Annotated in this window: 20 protein-coding genes; 11 read left to right on the forward strand and 9 right to left on the reverse strand. The window is 64.0% G+C overall.

Annotated elements, in window-relative coordinates; genetic code table 11:
* Positions 1 to 2 precede the first annotated feature (2 nt).
* Genes KVX96_RS18020 through acs form a run of 3 tightly spaced genes read right to left on the reverse strand, consistent with a single transcriptional unit; the run spans position 3 to position 2,977 of the window.
* Complete coding sequence (locus KVX96_RS18020) at positions 3 to 263, reverse strand: DUF4212 domain-containing protein (protein WP_261196191.1); 261 nt, start codon at positions 261 to 263, stop codon at positions 3 to 5.
* A gap of 60 nt (positions 264 to 323) precedes the next feature.
* Positions 324 to 1,013, reverse strand: a complete 690-nt coding sequence (locus tag KVX96_RS18025) for an adenylate kinase (protein WP_261196192.1) — start codon at positions 1,011 to 1,013, stop codon at positions 324 to 326.
* 2 nt (positions 1,014 to 1,015) lie between these two features.
* Positions 1,016 to 2,977: an acetate--CoA ligase gene (gene acs, locus KVX96_RS18030; protein ID WP_261196193.1), complete on the reverse strand. Its 1,962-nt coding sequence runs from the start codon at positions 2,975 to 2,977 to the stop codon at positions 1,016 to 1,018.
* A 436-nt stretch (positions 2,978 to 3,413) separates the two neighbouring features.
* Between acs and KVX96_RS18035 the strand changes: the two genes are divergently transcribed.
* Entirely contained in the window at positions 3,414 to 4,580 is a 1,167-nt protein-coding gene (locus KVX96_RS18035) for an aromatic ring-hydroxylating oxygenase subunit alpha (protein ID WP_261196194.1), read from the forward strand.
* Entirely contained in the window at positions 4,577 to 4,822 is a 246-nt protein-coding gene (locus KVX96_RS18040) for a hypothetical protein (protein WP_261196195.1), read from the forward strand. Before KVX96_RS18035 ends, KVX96_RS18040 begins: the two co-directional genes overlap by 4 nt.
* A gap of 9 nt (positions 4,823 to 4,831) precedes the next feature.
* Here the strand turns inward: KVX96_RS18040 and KVX96_RS18045 are convergent, their stop codons facing one another.
* The 5 genes from KVX96_RS18045 to lgt form a co-directional block, all read right to left on the reverse strand.
* Positions 4,832 to 5,482, reverse strand: coding sequence for a Hint domain-containing protein (locus KVX96_RS18045; protein ID WP_261196196.1), 651 nt, complete (start codon positions 5,480 to 5,482; stop codon positions 4,832 to 4,834).
* A gap of 402 nt (positions 5,483 to 5,884) precedes the next feature.
* Entirely contained in the window at positions 5,885 to 6,046 is a 162-nt protein-coding gene (locus KVX96_RS18050; RefSeq protein ID WP_261196197.1) for a hypothetical protein, read from the reverse strand.
* Between the two features lie 280 nt (positions 6,047 to 6,326).
* Positions 6,327 to 7,082: a peptidoglycan editing factor PgeF gene (gene pgeF, locus KVX96_RS18055; protein ID WP_261196198.1), complete on the reverse strand. Its 756-nt coding sequence runs from the start codon at positions 7,080 to 7,082 to the stop codon at positions 6,327 to 6,329.
* The gene (locus KVX96_RS18060) at positions 7,079 to 8,149 is read right to left on the reverse strand and encodes a class I SAM-dependent methyltransferase (protein WP_261196200.1); all 1,071 of its coding nucleotides are present in this window, start codon (positions 8,147 to 8,149) and stop codon (positions 7,079 to 7,081) included. Before KVX96_RS18060 ends, pgeF begins: the two co-directional genes overlap by 4 nt.
* A complete protein-coding gene (gene lgt, locus KVX96_RS18065; protein WP_261196202.1) occupies positions 8,146 to 9,036 on the reverse strand; it encodes a prolipoprotein diacylglyceryl transferase in 891 nt (296 codons plus the stop codon). Before lgt ends, KVX96_RS18060 begins: the two co-directional genes overlap by 4 nt.
* Before the next feature lie 108 nt (positions 9,037 to 9,144).
* Here lgt and KVX96_RS18070 point away from each other — a divergent pair, with 108 nt between their 5' ends.
* The 5 genes from KVX96_RS18070 to KVX96_RS18090 all read left to right on the forward strand — a co-directional run bounded on the left by KVX96_RS18070 (position 9,145) and on the right by KVX96_RS18090 (position 12,324).
* Positions 9,145 to 9,387, forward strand: a complete 243-nt coding sequence (locus KVX96_RS18070) for an accessory factor UbiK family protein (protein WP_261196203.1) — start codon at positions 9,145 to 9,147, stop codon at positions 9,385 to 9,387.
* A 278-nt stretch (positions 9,388 to 9,665) separates the two neighbouring features.
* Positions 9,666 to 10,169 (forward strand): YbjN domain-containing protein, encoded by a 504-nt coding sequence (locus tag KVX96_RS18075; RefSeq protein WP_261196205.1) that lies wholly within the window; start codon positions 9,666 to 9,668, stop codon positions 10,167 to 10,169.
* A 39-nt stretch (positions 10,170 to 10,208) separates the two neighbouring features.
* A complete protein-coding gene (gene proC / locus KVX96_RS18080; RefSeq protein WP_261196207.1) occupies positions 10,209 to 11,030 on the forward strand; it encodes a pyrroline-5-carboxylate reductase in 822 nt (273 codons plus the stop codon).
* Positions 11,027 to 11,368, forward strand: a complete 342-nt coding sequence (locus KVX96_RS18085; protein ID WP_261196209.1) for a tRNA-binding protein — start codon at positions 11,027 to 11,029, stop codon at positions 11,366 to 11,368. Before proC ends, KVX96_RS18085 begins: the two co-directional genes overlap by 4 nt.
* The gene (locus tag KVX96_RS18090; RefSeq protein WP_261196210.1) at positions 11,368 to 12,324 is read left to right on the forward strand and encodes a 2-hydroxyacid dehydrogenase; all 957 of its coding nucleotides are present in this window, start codon (positions 11,368 to 11,370) and stop codon (positions 12,322 to 12,324) included. The genes KVX96_RS18085 and KVX96_RS18090 overlap by 1 nt, the downstream gene beginning before the upstream one ends.
* Positions 12,325 to 12,381: 57 nt before the next feature.
* Here the strand turns inward: KVX96_RS18090 and KVX96_RS18095 are convergent, their stop codons facing one another.
* A complete protein-coding gene (locus KVX96_RS18095) occupies positions 12,382 to 12,972 on the reverse strand; it encodes a thymidine kinase (protein ID WP_261196212.1) in 591 nt (196 codons plus the stop codon).
* Between the two features lie 419 nt (positions 12,973 to 13,391).
* On the opposite strand from KVX96_RS18095, the gene KVX96_RS18100 reads away from it, so the two are divergent.
* From KVX96_RS18100 to rpiB, 4 genes are all read left to right on the forward strand, one after another.
* Entirely contained in the window at positions 13,392 to 13,844 is a 453-nt protein-coding gene (locus tag KVX96_RS18100; RefSeq protein ID WP_261196214.1) for a hypothetical protein, read from the forward strand.
* A 61-nt stretch (positions 13,845 to 13,905) separates the two neighbouring features.
* Entirely contained in the window at positions 13,906 to 14,745 is an 840-nt protein-coding gene (locus KVX96_RS18105; protein ID WP_261196216.1) for a helix-turn-helix domain-containing protein, read from the forward strand.
* Positions 14,746 to 15,444 carry an arsenical resistance protein ArsH gene (gene arsH / locus KVX96_RS18110; RefSeq protein ID WP_261196217.1) on the forward strand — a complete coding sequence of 233 codons (699 nt, stop codon included), beginning with the start codon at positions 14,746 to 14,748 and terminating at the stop codon, positions 15,442 to 15,444.
* 87 nt (positions 15,445 to 15,531) lie between these two features.
* Positions 15,532 to 15,981, forward strand: coding sequence for a ribose 5-phosphate isomerase B (gene rpiB, locus KVX96_RS18115; RefSeq protein ID WP_261196296.1), 450 nt, complete (start codon positions 15,532 to 15,534; stop codon positions 15,979 to 15,981).
* Positions 15,982 to 16,019: the final 38 nt, after the last annotated feature.

A 16,019-nucleotide genomic window follows, 5' to 3' on the forward strand; every position in this document is an offset into this window, starting at 1 on the left:
ATTTACTCCTCCTCAACGCCGTGTTCGGCGTCGAGCTTGTTCATCTTCCAGGCGTAGAAGAAAATCAGCGCCAGGAAGACGAGGATCGAGCCCTGTTGGGCAAACCAGAAGCCAAGGTCTGTCCCGCCGACAGGAATGCCCGACAGCATCGGGCGCAGCAGGATGCCAAAGCCAAACGAAACCAGTGCCCAGATCACAAGACAAATCTTGATGATCCGGAGGTTCGCCGACCAATAGTCGTTATCGGATGGATTTTCCGCCATCACGTCTTCTCCCTCTATTGTGGTGATCGGCGCCCCTCTCCTTTGGGCACCTTTCTCCGGTTAGGCCGAAACGCCCGCGACGATCGTGCCAAGGGCTTCGGTGATGGCGTCGATCGACCCCATCGCATCCACCGACTTAAGCAGTCCCTTTTCGTCGTAATAGGCAATCAGCGGAGCCGTCTGGGCGTGGTAGGCGGCAAGCCGTTCACGCACCGTCTCGGCGTTATCGTCAGCGCGGCGCTTGAATTCCGTGCCTCCGCATTTGTCACAGACACCCGCTTTTGCCGGGGCCTTGAATGTATCGTGGTAGCCTTCCCCGCAGGCTGCGCAGGTGGAGCGGCCCGAGATGCGCTCGACCATGGCCTCGTCGTCCACCTCAAGCGAGATGACGCAATCGACCTTGGTGCCGGCTTCAGCCAGCAGCGCGCCAAGCGCGTCGGCCTGGCCGATGGTGCGGGGGAAGCCATCAAGGATGACTCCAGAGGTCACATCCGGCTCGCCCATGCGATCTTTCAGGATCGCCAGAACGATCTCGTCCGACACCAGCCCGCCCGCTTCCATCACGGCCTTGGCCTTGCGGCCCGCTTCGGTCCCGGCGGCCACCGCGGCGCGGAGGAGGTCGCCTGTGGACAGCTGCACGAGGCCGAAGCGGGATTCGAGGATCCGTGCCTGGGTGCCTTTGCCGGCCCCCGGGGGGCCAAGCAGGATGAGGGTCACGGGTGTTGCGGGCTGGGGCTGAACGCTGTCCATGATCAGGTGGCCTTGTTCATGCGGTTTTCGATCAGATCATCCACCACGGCAGGCTCTGCCAGCGTGGAGGTATCGCCCAGAGCGCCGAAATCATCCTCGGCGATCTTGCGCAGGATGCGGCGCATGATCTTGCCGGAGCGGGTTTTCGGCAGGCCCGGTGCCCATTGGATCAGATCTGGCGAAGCGATGGGGCCGATCTCGGTGCGCACCCAGGTGCGCAGCTCCTTGCGCAGTTCCTCGGAAGGCTCGACGCCGTTCATCAGGGTCACGTAGCAGTAGATTCCCTGACCTTTCACGTCGTGCGGGTAGCCCACCACGGCGGCCTCGGCCACTTTGGCGTGCGCCACGAGCGCGCTTTCCACTTCGGCGGTGCCCATGCGGTGCCCGGAGACGTTGATCACGTCATCCACGCGCCCTGTGATCCAGTAATCGCCATCGGCGTCGCGGCGGCAGCCGTCACCGGCGAAGTAGTAGCCTTTGTAGTCGGAGAAATAGGTTTTCTGGAACCGCTCGTGATCGCCCCAGACGGTGCGCATCTGGCCGGGCCAGCTTTCCTTCAGCGCCAGCACGCCCTCGGCAGCGGTTTCGTGGATCTCTTCGCCGGTCTGGGCGTCCAGAACCACCGGGTGCACGCCGAAGAAGGGCTTCTGCGCGGAGCCGGGCTTGGTGGCATGGGCGCCGGGCTGCGGGGTCAGCATGTGGCCGCCGGTTTCGGTCTGCCACCATGTGTCCACGATCGGGCATTTGCCCTTGCCGACAACCTCGTTGTACCAGTTCCAGGCTTCCGGGTTGATTGGCTCGCCCACGGTGCCGAGCAGTTTCAGATCGCTCAGGTCGTATTTCTCGACGAACTCGGTGCCCTGACCCATCAGCGCGCGGATGGCGGTGGGGGCGGTGTAGAACTGGTTGACCTTGTGCTTCTCACAAACAGCCCAGAAGCGGCCTGCGTCCGGGTAGGTCGGTACGCCTTCGAACATCAGCGTGGTGCCGCCATTGGCTAGCGGGCCATAGACGATGTAGCTGTGGCCGGTGACCCAGCCCACATCGGCGGTGCACCAGTAGATGTCGCCCTCGTGGTAATCGAAGGTGTATTGATGCGTCATCGCCGCGTAGACGAGATAACCACCGGAGCAATGCACCACGCCCTTGGGCTGGCCGGTGGAGCCGGAGGTGTAGAGGATGAAGAGCGGATCCTCGGCGTTCATCTCGGCGGGCGCGCAGACGTCAGAAGCTTCCAGCGCCATCTCGTTGTAGTCGTAATCGCGATCCGCGATCCACGTCGTCTGCCCGCCGGTACGCTTCACCACGAGGCATTTCACCGTGTCTTTGCAGTGCAGTAGGGCGGCGTCGGCGTTGGATTTCAGCGGCGTCTTGCGGCCACCGCGCGGGGCTTCATCGGCGGTGATGAGAACCTTGGCGTCGCTGCCGTTGACACGGGCTGCCAAAGCATCGGGGCTGAAGCCTGCGAAGACGATCGAGTGGATCGCCCCGATCCGGGCGCAGGCCAGCATGGCATAGGCGGCTTCCGGGATCATCGGGAGGTAAATGACAACCCGGTCGCCTTTACGCACGCCCAGCTCTTCCAGGATGTTGGCCATCCGGCAGACGCTGGTGTGCAGCTGTTTGTAGGTGATGTGCTTGGCCTCTTCCTCCGGGGAGTCGGGCTCCCAGATGATGGCCGTCTGATCGCCTCGGGTGGCGAGGTGGCGGTCGATGCAGTTGGCGGCGACGTTAAGGGTGCCGTCCTCGAACCATTTGATGTCGACATTGCCGAACTCGAAGCTGGCGTTCTTCACCTTGGTGAAGGGTTTGATCCAGTCGATTCGCTTGCCGTGCTCTGCCCAGAAGGCGTCCGGATCGCTGATGGATGCTGCGTACATCGCATCGTATTTGGCGGCGTCGAGATGGGCGTTTGCAATGAAATCCGCGGAAGGCGCGTAAGTGGTTGGCGCAGAATCGGTCATGAGAATGATCCCCCCTGAAATGCTGTATCGCGGCTGCTCCAACCAGCGCGATTCCTCCGATGCTGTAAATCGTAAAGGATCAGCCAATACACTGAAAAGCTTTTATTTTTCTGTAAAACAATTTGACTATATCACGCGTATTTGGTCAACTTGTTGACAGAACTGCGATGCGTGGAATTTGCTGGGTTTTTTCCGGTATCGCGGCCTTCCGGAGGGGAAAACGCCTGCGACACAACGGCAAGGCGAGCGCGAGGTGGCGGCGTCGCGTTCGCGCTAACAACGGCGAGCCTGTGCCTCGAATCACATCCGAATCACTGAATTTGTTACGGGCGGCGGTGTCGCTTCCGAACCTTCCCGTGTCTTGCCTGTTCTAGCGCGCGCACGGCCTGCGCGCCCAAGCTTGCAGGCAGCAGCGCTAAGGCCGGGGGAGGGGCAGATGCAGCATATCCAGACAGAGGATCTACACGCCGTCCTGAAGGATGTTTCGCAGGCGCGCGGCCTGCCCAACGCGCATTACATCTCGCCCGAAGTCTTTGCGCAGGAGCGGCAGGCGGTGCTGTTTGAGAATTGGTCCGGCGTAGGGTTCGGCGCGGATGTGCCGGAGCCGGGCGACGTGATGCCGGTGGATTTCCTCGGCATGCCGCTCCTGTTGGCGCGGGACCGGCAGGGCGGCCTGCATGTCTATCAGAACACCTGCCGCCATCGCGGGATGATCCTTGTCGAAGAAAAGCGCAAGGTGGAGGGCGCGCTGCGCTGTCCTTATCACAGCTGGTGCTACGCACTCACCGGCGAGTTGCGCGCCACGCCGCACGTTGGCGGGCCGGGGCACAACACGCACCGGGAAGTGGATAAGGGCGATCTGGGCCTGATCCGCGTGCGCCACCACGTCTGGCGCGACATCGTCTTCGTCAATGTCTCCGGCACCGCCGCGCCTTTCGAGGAGGTGCACGCCGATCTGCTGCAGCGCTGGGCGGAGTTCGAGCACCCCGTTTATGCGGGTGGTCCCGAAAGCCGGTTCGAGTTGGATGTGGCGACGAACTGGAAGCTCGCGGTCGAAAATTACTGCGAAAGCTATCACCTGCCGTGGGTGCATCCGGGCCTTAACAGTTACTCGCGGCTGGAGGATCACTACCATATCGAAGCGCCGGGGGCCTATTCGGGGCAGGGCACGCTGGTTTATCGCCAGTTGAAACGTGAGGGACTTGCGCCCTTCCCGGACGTGCCGGGCCTGAGCGACACATGGGAGACAGCAGCGGAATATGTGGCGCTCTATCCGAACGTGCTTCTGGGCGTGCACCGTGATCACAGCTTCGCCATCCTGCTGCAGCCGATCTCCACCGAGCGCACCATCGAACATGTGGCGCTCTACTACACCGCGCCGGAGGTGCAGGGCAGCAGCTATCAGGCGTTGCGCGATGACAACGCGACGCTGTGGAAGGGCGTGTTCGAGGAAGATGTCTTCGTGGTAGAGGGCATGCAGCGCGGCCGCCACGGCGTGCTGTTTGACGGAGGCCGCTTCTCGCCCGCGATGGACGGGCCGACGCATCTGTTCCACCATTGGGTGGCCTCGCAGATCCTGAAGGGGCAAGAGGCGCAGGCGTGAGCGCCCTGCCTGAGGAGGCGGCGGATCTGGACGCGGCGCTGCTGGCGGCCCATGCGCGGCGCGATGCCGGGGCTCTGATCGGGCTCTACAAGCAGGCCGGGGAGGCTGCGCAAGGCGCGGATGCCGCTTGTTTCTACTTTACCCAGGCCTTCATCTTCGCGCTTGAAGCGGGCGATGCGCGCGCGCTTTCCTTGCAGGCGCGGCTCCATGCGCTGGGCCGTGAGGATGCGCCCCCGGCCTAATGCTTCAAGTCAGTGGGCGAAGCGCATCTGTTTGCAGGCGGTACGGCCAAAGCGGCGCGGGCTGGCGGAGGCGGGGAAGAAGTCGAGCAGGCTGGAAAGCTCCTCCGACGTGTAGCTGACTTCGAAATTCTCGCCGGGGTGAAAGCTCTCCATCGGCAGGCCACCGGCCATGACGATCTCGTGGCGGGCAAAGCCGATGTGATAGAGGCTCACGGCGGAGGCTGAGGCCGTCTGCACCACCGTCATATCATCGCAAAGGCCTGCCACGGGGCGCAGGGTGGCGAAATCGCCTTGGCCGCGCAGGATGCGGGCATAGGGGCCCAGAAGCATATCGCGCTCGGGAAGGACGCCGCCAAAAGCGCCGGGCAGAATGCGCAGTAGCGGCAGGGCAACGGGGCTTGCGGTTTGCGCCGGGGGCAGGGTGATGCGCCCGATCCAGCGCAGCGGCTGCGGGCCATTGTGCAGGGTGTCCACCTTGTCGCCCGGCTCCAGATCCTCGATCGCGCGCGGGCCCTCTGGCGTGGCCAATAGGGTGCCATGGGCAAAAGCGGCGAAGGCGGCGTCCAGATGGGGGCTCGCGGGGGCCACGCGCGAGAAGCGGTGGAGGCTTGGCATATCGTCGAGGGGGATCCCGAGGCAGGCCACGTCGTAGCGGCGCAATGCATGCACAGCCTCCGACGAAGGCCTGCCTGGGTGAGCGTTCCAGTTCCGAGAGCCGTTGCCGGCTCGTGCATCTTCCCCCGTGAGGCGGACGGGGTTGAGGGGGTAGGTCATGCGTTCAGCCTTTCGCCTGATCACATCTGCACCGGCCCCCACCGAAGAAGCAGAAGGACTATGCAAAGACGATGCGGGATCTGGCCGGGGATTGTCAAAATTCCGGCCATATTGATCCGCGGGCTGCGGGCAATGGCGAGGGGAGGGGCGCTTTGTTTCCATAAATCGGGATCGGTTGCCACATTTGGCGAAGGGAAGGGCGAATCGCGTGTGGCGGGGCCGGCCAAGGGGCGCGAAAACACGAAGGCCGCCCGGTGGGCGGCCTCGTCAGGGCGATAGGGCCAGGGATCAGGCCATCAGCTGGCGCAGGCTGCGGCGGCGGGGCTGCTCCTGCAAGCGGCGTTTCACGATGAAGGCCTCCCGGCGCGCGCCGCGTTCCCAGGGCATTTTATGCGTCAGGGTTTCGGCTTCAGCCTTGATGCCGTCGAGCATGCGTTTCTTCAGTTTCATGATACCCACTCCGTAACTTTTTGATGCACCGCCGTGTTGGCGTGTCTTGCCGTGTTGGAGCCAATATGGCGGGGCGGCGGGCCGATCGCGGGAAGATTCCAAGGAAAGTTTGAGGCAATTGCCATGCAGTGCCAGACCGGCCTAACCATGCGCTGCTAGCGCAAAACCCCTGGAAAACAGTTGTTTTGCAAACAATGCGGGGTTTGGTGCGGGGATTGTTTCGCCGCTTTGTGGCGGCAATGGGCAGGGGCTTGCCGCCTTCCTGCCCGAATTCGCCCCGTTAAAGGCGGATGACGCTGATCAACCGGCCGTAATCGGCTTCGCGCTGGTGCACGCTGCGACGGTAGGAATAGAAGCGCTGCGGATCGGAATAGGTGCAGTGGCCTGTCCATTCCGCCACGCCCACGCCCGCCGCGCGCAGCTTGTCCGCGCCGAGATGGGTGAGGTTGAAGAGGTAGCGGTCGCCCTCGCCGTTGCCGAAGTAGCGGGCGTTCTCAGGATCTTCGTCCATGAAACGCTCGAAGAACTCCGGGCCAACCTCATAGGCGCGCTGGCTGATCGAGGGCCCGATGCTGGCGCGGATCGCGCTGCGCTCGGCCCCGGCGGCTTCCATTGCGGCGACGGTGTTTTCCAGCACGCCGTCGATCGTGCCTTTCCAGCCCGCATGGGCCGCGCCGATTACGCCGTTCTCAGGATCCGCCAGCAGGACGGGCTGGCAATCGGCGGTGAGGATCGCAAGGGCGAGCCCCGGCGTTGCCGTGACGAGCGCATCGGCCTGGCCGCCGCCTTCGCCCGGCGCGGAGACAGTCAGCACGTCAGGGGAATGGATCTGGTGCACGAAGGTCATCGCCTCGGGCGCAACCTCCATCGCGTTGGCCACGCGGCTGCGGTTGATATGCACGATCTCGGCCTGATCCGAGGATCCCATGCCGCAGTTGAGCCCCTCGAAAATGCCCGACGAGGCCCCGCCCCGGCGGGTGAAGAAGCCATGGCGCACGGGGCCTAGGGCTTCGCTGGTGAGGATTTCTAGCGTCATCGTTCCACCCCCGGCGGCATCAAAGCCCCTTGCGGGACCATGGCCAGCACCTTGAAGAGCCTTCCCATCTCGTCCGGATGGGCGAGGCGCCGATGGGCAGCAACATGCGCCGTGAGCGCTTCGCCCGCAAGGCCCTTTGCCAAGGCCTGCGCCCGCGCTGTGAGGCCGAGCCGTTCAAGGAAGATGCCCTGCGGCGTCAGGCGGCTGATATCGGCCTTGCCTGCGGCGGCTTGTGCGAGGGTTTCGAAATCCACATGGGCCGTCAAATCGGCCTGCCCCGGCGCGGTGAGCGGATCGGTGGGGGCATGGCCGCGCAGGGCCTGCAGCGTGTCGCCCAGCGAGCGCCAGTCGCCGTAGTCCACGATCAGCGCCGCGCCGCCTGCGCGCGCGATCCGCTCCGCGATTTCTCCCGCGATGGCCCGGCCCGCGCTGCTGACCTCCACCAGATCGCCGGGCCGCGTGTCCTCCAACCGGCCATCGAGCACTGCAATGGGTGCGGGGCGGGAGAGGCCGAAGCTCAGGGTGCCATCTTCGCTGAGGCCGACGAGCCGTTCGCTCCAACCTTCTGCGGCGCGTTCGAACTGGCGGAGGGGGAGCGCGTCGAAAAATTCGTTCGCGATGAGGAAGATGGGGCCAAGTGGCACGTCGGCGAGGCTTTCGTGCCACTGCACGTCAAAGCCCTCAAGGGCCGTTCGCTGCGCGCCGCGCAGCACGGGCGAAGCCTCCACGAGGTGCAGCCGCATCGCCGCGTGAAACCCCGGCACGCCCTTCGTTGCGCGCAGCAGATCCGCCATCAGCGTACCGCGCCCGGGGCCAAGCTCCACGAGCAGGAAGGGGCTGGGCGCGCCCTGATCGAGCCACGCCTGCGCGAGGGAAAGCCCGCAGAGCTCGCCGAACATCTGACTGATTTCCGGTGCCGTGGTGAAATCGCCCCCCGCGCCGAAAGGATCACGCGTGCTGTAATAGCCGTGTTCGGGATGCATGAGGCATTCGGCCATATAGTCGGCAAGGCTGATCGGCCCGCCCGCTCGGATGCGATCAATCAAAATCTGCTTAAGCGCGCTCATGCCGGGCTCTGCCGCCGTGCCCAGAGGATCAGCAGCACGCCCGCCGCGATCATCGGAAGCGACAGCGCCTGACCCATACTGACACCCAGCGGGCCAAGATCGAGGATGCGGCCCAGCGGGTTCTCGGGCGTGATGAACTGCGCGTCGGCCTGCCGGAAGAACTCCACCACGTAGCGCGACAGCCCGTAGCCCAGTAGGAACACGCCGGTGATCGCCAGCGGCTGCTTCAGCCAGCCGCGCCGCAGGGCGAGATAGAGCATCACGCCGCCAAGGATCAGCCCCTCAAGCGCGGCCTCGTAAAGCTGCGAGGGATGGCGCGCGCAGAGCCCCACCACGCCGGGGCAATCCTGCGCCGCCTGTCCGGGGAAGATCACCGCCCAGGGCAGATCGCTCGGGCGGCCCCAGAGCTCGGCATTGATGAAATTGGCAATGCGCCCCAGCATCAGCCCCGGCGGCGCGGCCATGGCGATGGCATCAGACAGCGAGGGCACGAAAATTGCGTGTTTGCTGGCAAAGAGCCATGTGGCCACCACCACGCCGAGGAAGCCGCCATGAAAGGCCATGCCGCCCTGCCAGACCTTCAAGATGTCGGCCGGATTGGCGAGGTAATAGGCGGGTTGGTAGAACAGCACAAACCCGAGCCGCCCTCCAAGGATCACGCCAAGGATGATCCATGTCAGCAGCTCCTCCACCTGTTCCGGCTTCATTGGCGCGGCATCGCCGGGCCAGAGTGTGGGCCGTTTCATCAGTGCCACCACCAGCCGCCAGCCAAGGATCAGCCCGACGATATAGGCCATCGCATACCAGCGCAGCACGAAGGAAAACCCGCCGATTTCGATTGCGAAAATCTCGGGGCCAACATTGGGGAAGGAAAGAACTGCCTGCATGGGCCATCTGTGCCTGCGGCGAGAAGGGGAAGTCAACCGGGGACGACAACCTTGAGCTTTCGCCTCCGCGACGCCATATAGGGCCTAAGCAAAACGGTTAGGTGATCCATGCAGACGCGCAACAAGGTTCTCGACGATATTTCCCAGCTGATGTCCAACGCGATGGGCGTGGCCCAAGGCGCGCGGGCGGAAGCCGAAACCGCGATGAAGAGCATGATGGACCGCTGGCTGGCGGACCGCGATTTCGTGACGCGCGAGGAATTTGATGCCGTGCGCGCCATGGCCCAGAAGGCCCGCGAAGAGAATGAAGCGCTCAAAGCGCGGCTTGATGCGCTGGAAGCCAAGAAATAAGCCAGCCTTTCGGCACAGTCCCACCGATCAGGGCGCCCCTCGCGGGCGCCTTTTGTTTTTCGGGGTTTGACCAATTTGAACCCTGCTGAATTTTGTGCGCCGTTCAGAAGCATCCACAACTTATTGCGGTTATCCCCAAGTTTTGGCTTTACAGACGTGCCTCTCCCCCTGCACCATATCTAGTAAGGGGGAGCCACTATCCCCGCTCTTCCTTGTAACGACACCCAGCGTCTTGTGGGCTGCCACCCACATTAGGCGAACAAAGAAGAGGCCGGGCAATGTCACTATCCGAGCATTATTCTGAAGCAGAGGATCTGCACCCGATCGACATCGTCGAGACGCTTGCAGAACATCACGCATGGGAGTTTGACCGTGTAGGCGAAGACCAGATCGCCATGGCGGTGGAGGGGCAATGGCGCACCTATTCGATCACGCTGGCGTGGTCGGACTACGATGAAACCCTGCGCATGATCTGCACCTTCGAGATGGAGCCGCCGGAGGATCGCATCCCCGCGCTCTACGAAGCGCTCAACCACACCAACGATCGCTGCTGGGCCGGGGCTTTCACCTACTGGCACGAGCAGCGGCTGATGGTCTACCGCTATGGCCTTGTCATGGCGGGTGGGCAGATGCCGACGAGCGAGCAGATCGGCACGCTGATCGAGGCCGCTGTCTGCGCCTCCGAACGCTACTACCCGGCGTTCCAGCTCGTGGCCTGGGGCAATCGCACCCCGGAAGACGCGCTTCAGGTCGCCATTGCGGAGGCCTACGGTCGCGCCTAGTCTGCCGCCCGAACCGACAATACAATTCGGGTGAGGGCAATGGATCTAGGACAAATCAACACGCGTGGCCTGGTGCTGCTGGGCTGCGGGAAAATGGGGTCGGCGATGCTGGCCGGGTGGCTTGAGCGGGGCGTTGCGCCGCACGTCGTCTGGGTGATGGACCCGCGCCCCTCGGAATGGGTCAAGGAGCTGGCAACCCAGGGGCTTCATGTGAATGAGCCTTTGCCCGACGCCCCCGCCATCGTCCTGATCGCCGTGAAGCCGCAGATGATGGGCGATGCCCTGCCCAGCCTGCGCGCGATTGCGTCGAGTAGCACTGTTTTCCTTTCCGTGGCCGCAGGCACACCGATCCGCGCCTTTGAAGAAGCGCTGGGCGAAAGCCGCCGCATCATCCGCGCCATGCCCAACACCCCCGCCGCCGTGGGGCGCGGCATCACCGCGATCATTGGCAATGCCCACACCACTGCGGCCGACTTGGCCCTCGCCGAAGCGCTGCTGTCGGCTGTGGGGCAGGTCGTCCGCCTTGAAGAGGAAGGCCAGATGGACGCCGTCACGGCGGTATCGGGCTCTGGCCCGGCCTATGTGTTCCACCTGATCGAAACGCTCGCCGCCGCAGGTGAAGCGCAGGGGCTTTCGCCCGAGCTTGCCATGGCGCTCGCCAAGGCCACCGTGGGCGGGGCCGGGCAATTGGCCGAGGATGCCCCCGACAGCCCCACGCAGCTGCGCATCAATGTGACAAGCCCCGCCGGCACCACCGAAGCCGCATTGCGGGTGCTGATGGATGAGGGCCGGGGCTTTCCGGCGCTCCTGAAGGAGGCTGTCACCGCGGCGGCGGATCGCTCGCGGGAGTTGGGCCAATGAGCGATGCGATCAGCTTTGACGATTTCCTGAAAGTGGATGTGCGCGTCGGCACCGTGGTGCAGGCCGAGCCCTACCCGGAAGCCCGCAAGCCCGCGATCAAGCTCTGGGTGGATTTCGGCGGCGATCTGGGGGTGAAGAAGAGCTCCGCCCAGATCACGCGCCATTATGAGCCGGAGGAGTTGATCGGCAAGCAGGTGATGGCCGTTGTCAATTTCCCGCCCCGCCAGATCGGCAAGTTCATGAGCGAGATTCTGGTGCTTGGGGTACCGGATGAGGATGGTGAAGTCGTCCTGCTCACCCCCGACAAACCGGTGCCGCAGGGCGGGAGGCTGTTTTGATGCCAAACTTGCTGATCACGCGCCCGCTGCCCGAGCCCGTGCTGGAAGCGGCGCGCGCCGCCTATGAGGTGACGGTGCGCGACAGCAACGTGCCGATGAGTGTGGCCGACTGCGCCGAGGCGCTGCGCGGGTATGATGCGATCCTGCCCACCCTGCGGGATCAGTTCACCGCCGAGGCCTTCGCGGGCGAAGGCCTGCGCTGCAAGCTGCTGGCCAATTTCGGCGTGGGCTACAACCATATCGATGTGGCCGCCGCGCAGGCTGCCGGGATCTCGGTGACAAACACGCCGGGCGCGGTCACCGATGCGACCGCGGACATTGCCATGACGCTCATCCTGATGACGGCCCGCCGCGCCGGCGAGGGCGAGCGGATGCTGCGCGCGGGGCAGTGGGAGGGCTGGCACCCGACGCAGCTTCTGGGCCATCACGTGACGGGCAGCCGCCTTGGCGTGATCGGCATGGGCCGCATCGGCAAGGCCATCGCAAAGCGCTGCCATTTCGGTTTCGACATGGAAGTAGTGTTCTACAACCGCTCCGAAGTGCGCGATCCGGGCCTGCCCGCACGCCAGCTTGGCAGCATTGCCGAGGTGATGGGGGTGGCCGACGTGGTCGTGGTGGCGGTTCCGGCCAACCCGCAGACCCACCACCTGATCAACGCTGAGGCCTTCGCGGCGATGAAACCAACGGGGCTCTTCGTCAACATCGCGCGCGGCGACATCGTGGAGGAGGCCGCGCTCATCGCGGCGCTTCAGGCGGGGCAGATCGCGGGTGCGGGGCTGGATGTCTACGAGTTTGAGCCAGAGGTGCCGGAGGCGTTGAAAGCTCTGGAGAACGTCACGCTCCTGCCGCATCTGGGCACGGCGGCGCTGAACGTGCGCACCGAGATGGGGCTGATGGCAGTGGAGAACCTTTTGGCCCATGCGCGGGGGGAAAAGCTGCCGAACCGGGTGGGCTGACGTCTGTTACGAGAAAGACAGGCAGGCACCTGACAAGGGTGTTCTCGTTCAGGCCGCCTAAGCGTCGCTCTGATCACTCATGGCCTCGCGCCAATGGCGGCGGCAGAGCGAGACGTAGCTTTCATTGCCGCCGATCTGCACCTGCGCGCCTTCCTTCAGCGCCTTGCCGTCCGGCCCCATGCGCACCACCATCGTGGCCTTCTTTCCGCAATGGCAGATCGTGCGCACCTCGCGCATTTCATCGGCCAGTGCCAGCAGGGCGGCGGAGCCGGGAAACAGCTCGCCGCGGAAATCCACTCGCAAGCCGTAGCACATGATGGGCAGGCCCAGATCGTCCACCACGCGGGCCAGTTGCCAGACCTGGTCCGGCGTCAGGAACTGCGCCTCATCCACGAAAGCGCAGGCGCAGGGGCCCGCCGCGAGCCGTGCCTTGATCATGGAAAACAGATCGTCGGCCTCGTCAAACGTGTCGGCTGTCTTGCCGATGCCGATACGCGAGGCGATCCGCGCCTTGCCGTCGCGATCATCGATGCGCGCGGTCAGCAGGTACGTCTCCATCCCGCGCTCGGTGTAGTTATGCGCGGCTTGCAGCAGCAAGGTGGACTTGCCGGCGTTCATCGTCGAGTAGTGGAAGTAAAGCTTTGCCATGGCGGCAGTTATGCCGAAGCCGGGCAGGGGTGCAAGGCTTCCGCGCGGCGGTAGCGAAAGAAGACCCAACCGCTGGATTTCCGCCCGCAAAACGCAAGCGTGCAGCACGAGACAGCAGCGCCCGGCACGGATCGGCTTTCGCCTGGGGATGTTGATCCGCGCCTTGTGGACGCACGCGAGCCTCGCACTGCACAAACCGAGAGGGCTCAAGTCCCGGTCGGGCTGGGGGATCTGCACAATCCGTCCGGCCCCCTGCAAATAGCCGACGATGGGGACGCCGGTACTCACTAAATTCCCGTAACATCGGGACAATTAGAAGAATGACAAATTGTGCTTTGCTCATTAATGGGAAATTATATGTTCAGTTCCCCTCTGGTCGGGAACGCCGGCGGGGGAGCCGGGGGCAGGAAAGGGCAGAGATGGCGGATAACGGGGCATACCTGAAGAAACACACCGAGGCGCTGGTGAAGGAGGTCGGGATCGAGGCCGCCTGCAAGATCACCGGCAAGTCCAAGGCGACGCTCGGGCGCTACTATTCGGACTCCGACGAGCACCGGGATCGCTTCATGCCGATCGACGCGGTGGCGGCGCTGGAGGAAGAGGCGGCCTATCCCCATGTCACAGCGGCTCTTGCGGAACTGCGGGGCATCACGCTCTCCTACAACAACGAGCAGCGCAACGCGCCGGGCGGGGTGAACTCTGACGTGATCGCGCTGTCGCATCGCTTCGCCATGCTGATGGCCGAATACAATCAGGCCATCGAGGATAACGTGATCACCATCAACGAGGCCAAGCGGCTGATCCGGGAAACGGTTGCCCTTCAGCGCGTGCTGCTGGACATGAAGCTCCACCTCGAAGACGAAGCCACCTGAAATTTTGCGCTCTGCAAGATCAGCGATTGCGCCGGTTAATTGTATCGATTATTCTTGATATATGGATATTGAATCGTCAACCACCGCCTTCGCGGCGCTTTCGCAGGACACCCGTCTGCGCGTATTCCGGCTTTTGCTGCGGGCAGGGGCTGATGGCATGCTCGCCGGGGAGATCGGGCAGGCGTTGGGGACGCGCCAGAACACGATGTCCACGAACCTCGCCATTCTGGAACGGGCCGGGCTGATCCGCGGCACGCGCGAAGGGCGGGCGATTCGCTACACCGCGGATTTCGACGGGCTGCGCGGGATGCTCGCCTTCCTGATGCAGGATTGCTGCGGCGGCAATGCACTCCGCTGCCAGCCAGTGATCGACGGGCTTGTTGCCGCCATGGAGGGGCCAAAACCCATGCCAAACACACCTTACAACGTTCTGTTTCTTTGCACCGGGAATTCCGCCCGTTCGATCATGGCGGAGGCGATCCTCAACCGTGCCGGGAAAGGCCATTTCCGCGCCTATTCGGCGGGCTCCACCCCGGCAGGGCAGGTCCACCCGCAGGCGCTTCAGATCCTTGAGAAGCTCAACATTCCCACGGAAGGGCTGCATTCTAAGGCGTGGGACGTGTTCGCCGGACATGAGGCGCCGCAGATGGATTTCGTCTTCACTGTCTGTGACCACGCCGCAGCCGAGCCTTGCCCCGTCTGGCCCGGCCAGCCGATGAGCGCCCATTGGGGCGTGCCGGACCCGGTGCAGGCCAATGGTAGCCCGGCGGAACTGGGCGTGGCCTTTGCCGAGGCCTTCCGGATGCTCGAAAGCCGCATCAACGTGTTCACCAGCCTGCCCCTGGCCGGGCTGGACGCGCTCAGCCTCAAGAAACACCTCGACGACATTGGAAAGCCCTAAGTGACTGATCTGCCCCATATCGACCCCGCCTTGTTGCACCCGATCGACGCCGAAAGCCTTGTTGCGCCCGGGGATCCGCTGCATCCGCCACGGATCCTGCTGCTCTACGGCTCGCTGCGCGAGGTAAGCTATTCGCGCAAGGCGGCGGAAGAGGCGGCGCGTATCCTGCAGGCCTTCGGCTGCGAAACCCGGATTTTCGATCCGCGCGGCCTGCCGCTGCCGGATGCGGAGGGGCCGGAAAACGCGAAGGTCGCCGAGTTGCGCGAGCTGGCGATCTGGTCGGAAGGGATGGTGTGGTCCTCCCCGGAACGCCACGGCGCGATGACGGGCATCCTGAAGACCCAGATCGACTGGCTGCCCCTGAGCGCCGGGGCCGTGCGCCCGACTCAAGGAAAGACGCTGGCCGTTATGCAGGTCTCGGGCGGCTCGCAAAGCTTCAACGCGGTCAACCAGATGCGCATTTTGGGGCGCTGGATGCGGATGGTGACGATCCCCAACCAATCCTCGATCCCGAAGGCCTGGAACGAGTTCGAGGGCGACCGGATGAAATACTCCCCGCTTTACCTGCGCGTGGTGGACGTGATGGAAGAGCTGGTGAAATTCACCTACATGACGCGCGGCCGCTCGGCCTATCTGACGGACCGCTATTCAGAGCGGATCGAAACGGCTGCCGAGGTGCAGGCGCGCGGCGGGGCTTAGGCGGGCAGGCGATTGACGAAAGGTCGGAATGCTGGAAGAAGGCGGGCCAAGTTTTCCAAGTCCTCCATGAGCGAAAAGGCCCTCGTCATGTCCACAGCCAAACGCATCGTCCTCTCCAGCGATCACGCCGCCATCGAACTGCGCCAAGCCATTGCCAAGCACATTCAGGCGCAGGGCTACACTGTGCAGGACATTGGCCCTGTGTCTCCGGAAAGCACCCATTACCCCAAGCACGGCGAAGCCGCCGCGCGGGCTGTGGCTGCCGGTGAGGCCGATCTGGGCGTGATCCTCTGCGGCACCGGGCAGGGCATCATGATGGCTGCGAACAAGGTGAAGGGCGTGCGCTGCGGCGTCTGCAGCGACACCTTCTCCGCCAAAATGATCCGCGCGCATAACAACGCCAACATCCTCTCCATCGGCGCGCGCGTTGTGGGCGAAGGGCTGGCCTTGGAGATCGTGGATGCGTTTCTGGGGGCCGAATTTGAAGGCGGCCGCCACGGCACGCGCGTGGATATGATCACCGCGATTGAAGGCTGATTTTGTGAGATGAGGCCAGCCCCTGACCCTTGGGTGGG

The organism is Pseudoruegeria sp. SHC-113 (genome assembly GCF_025376885.1).
Lineage (GTDB): Bacteria > Pseudomonadota > Alphaproteobacteria > Rhodobacterales > Rhodobacteraceae > Pseudoruegeria.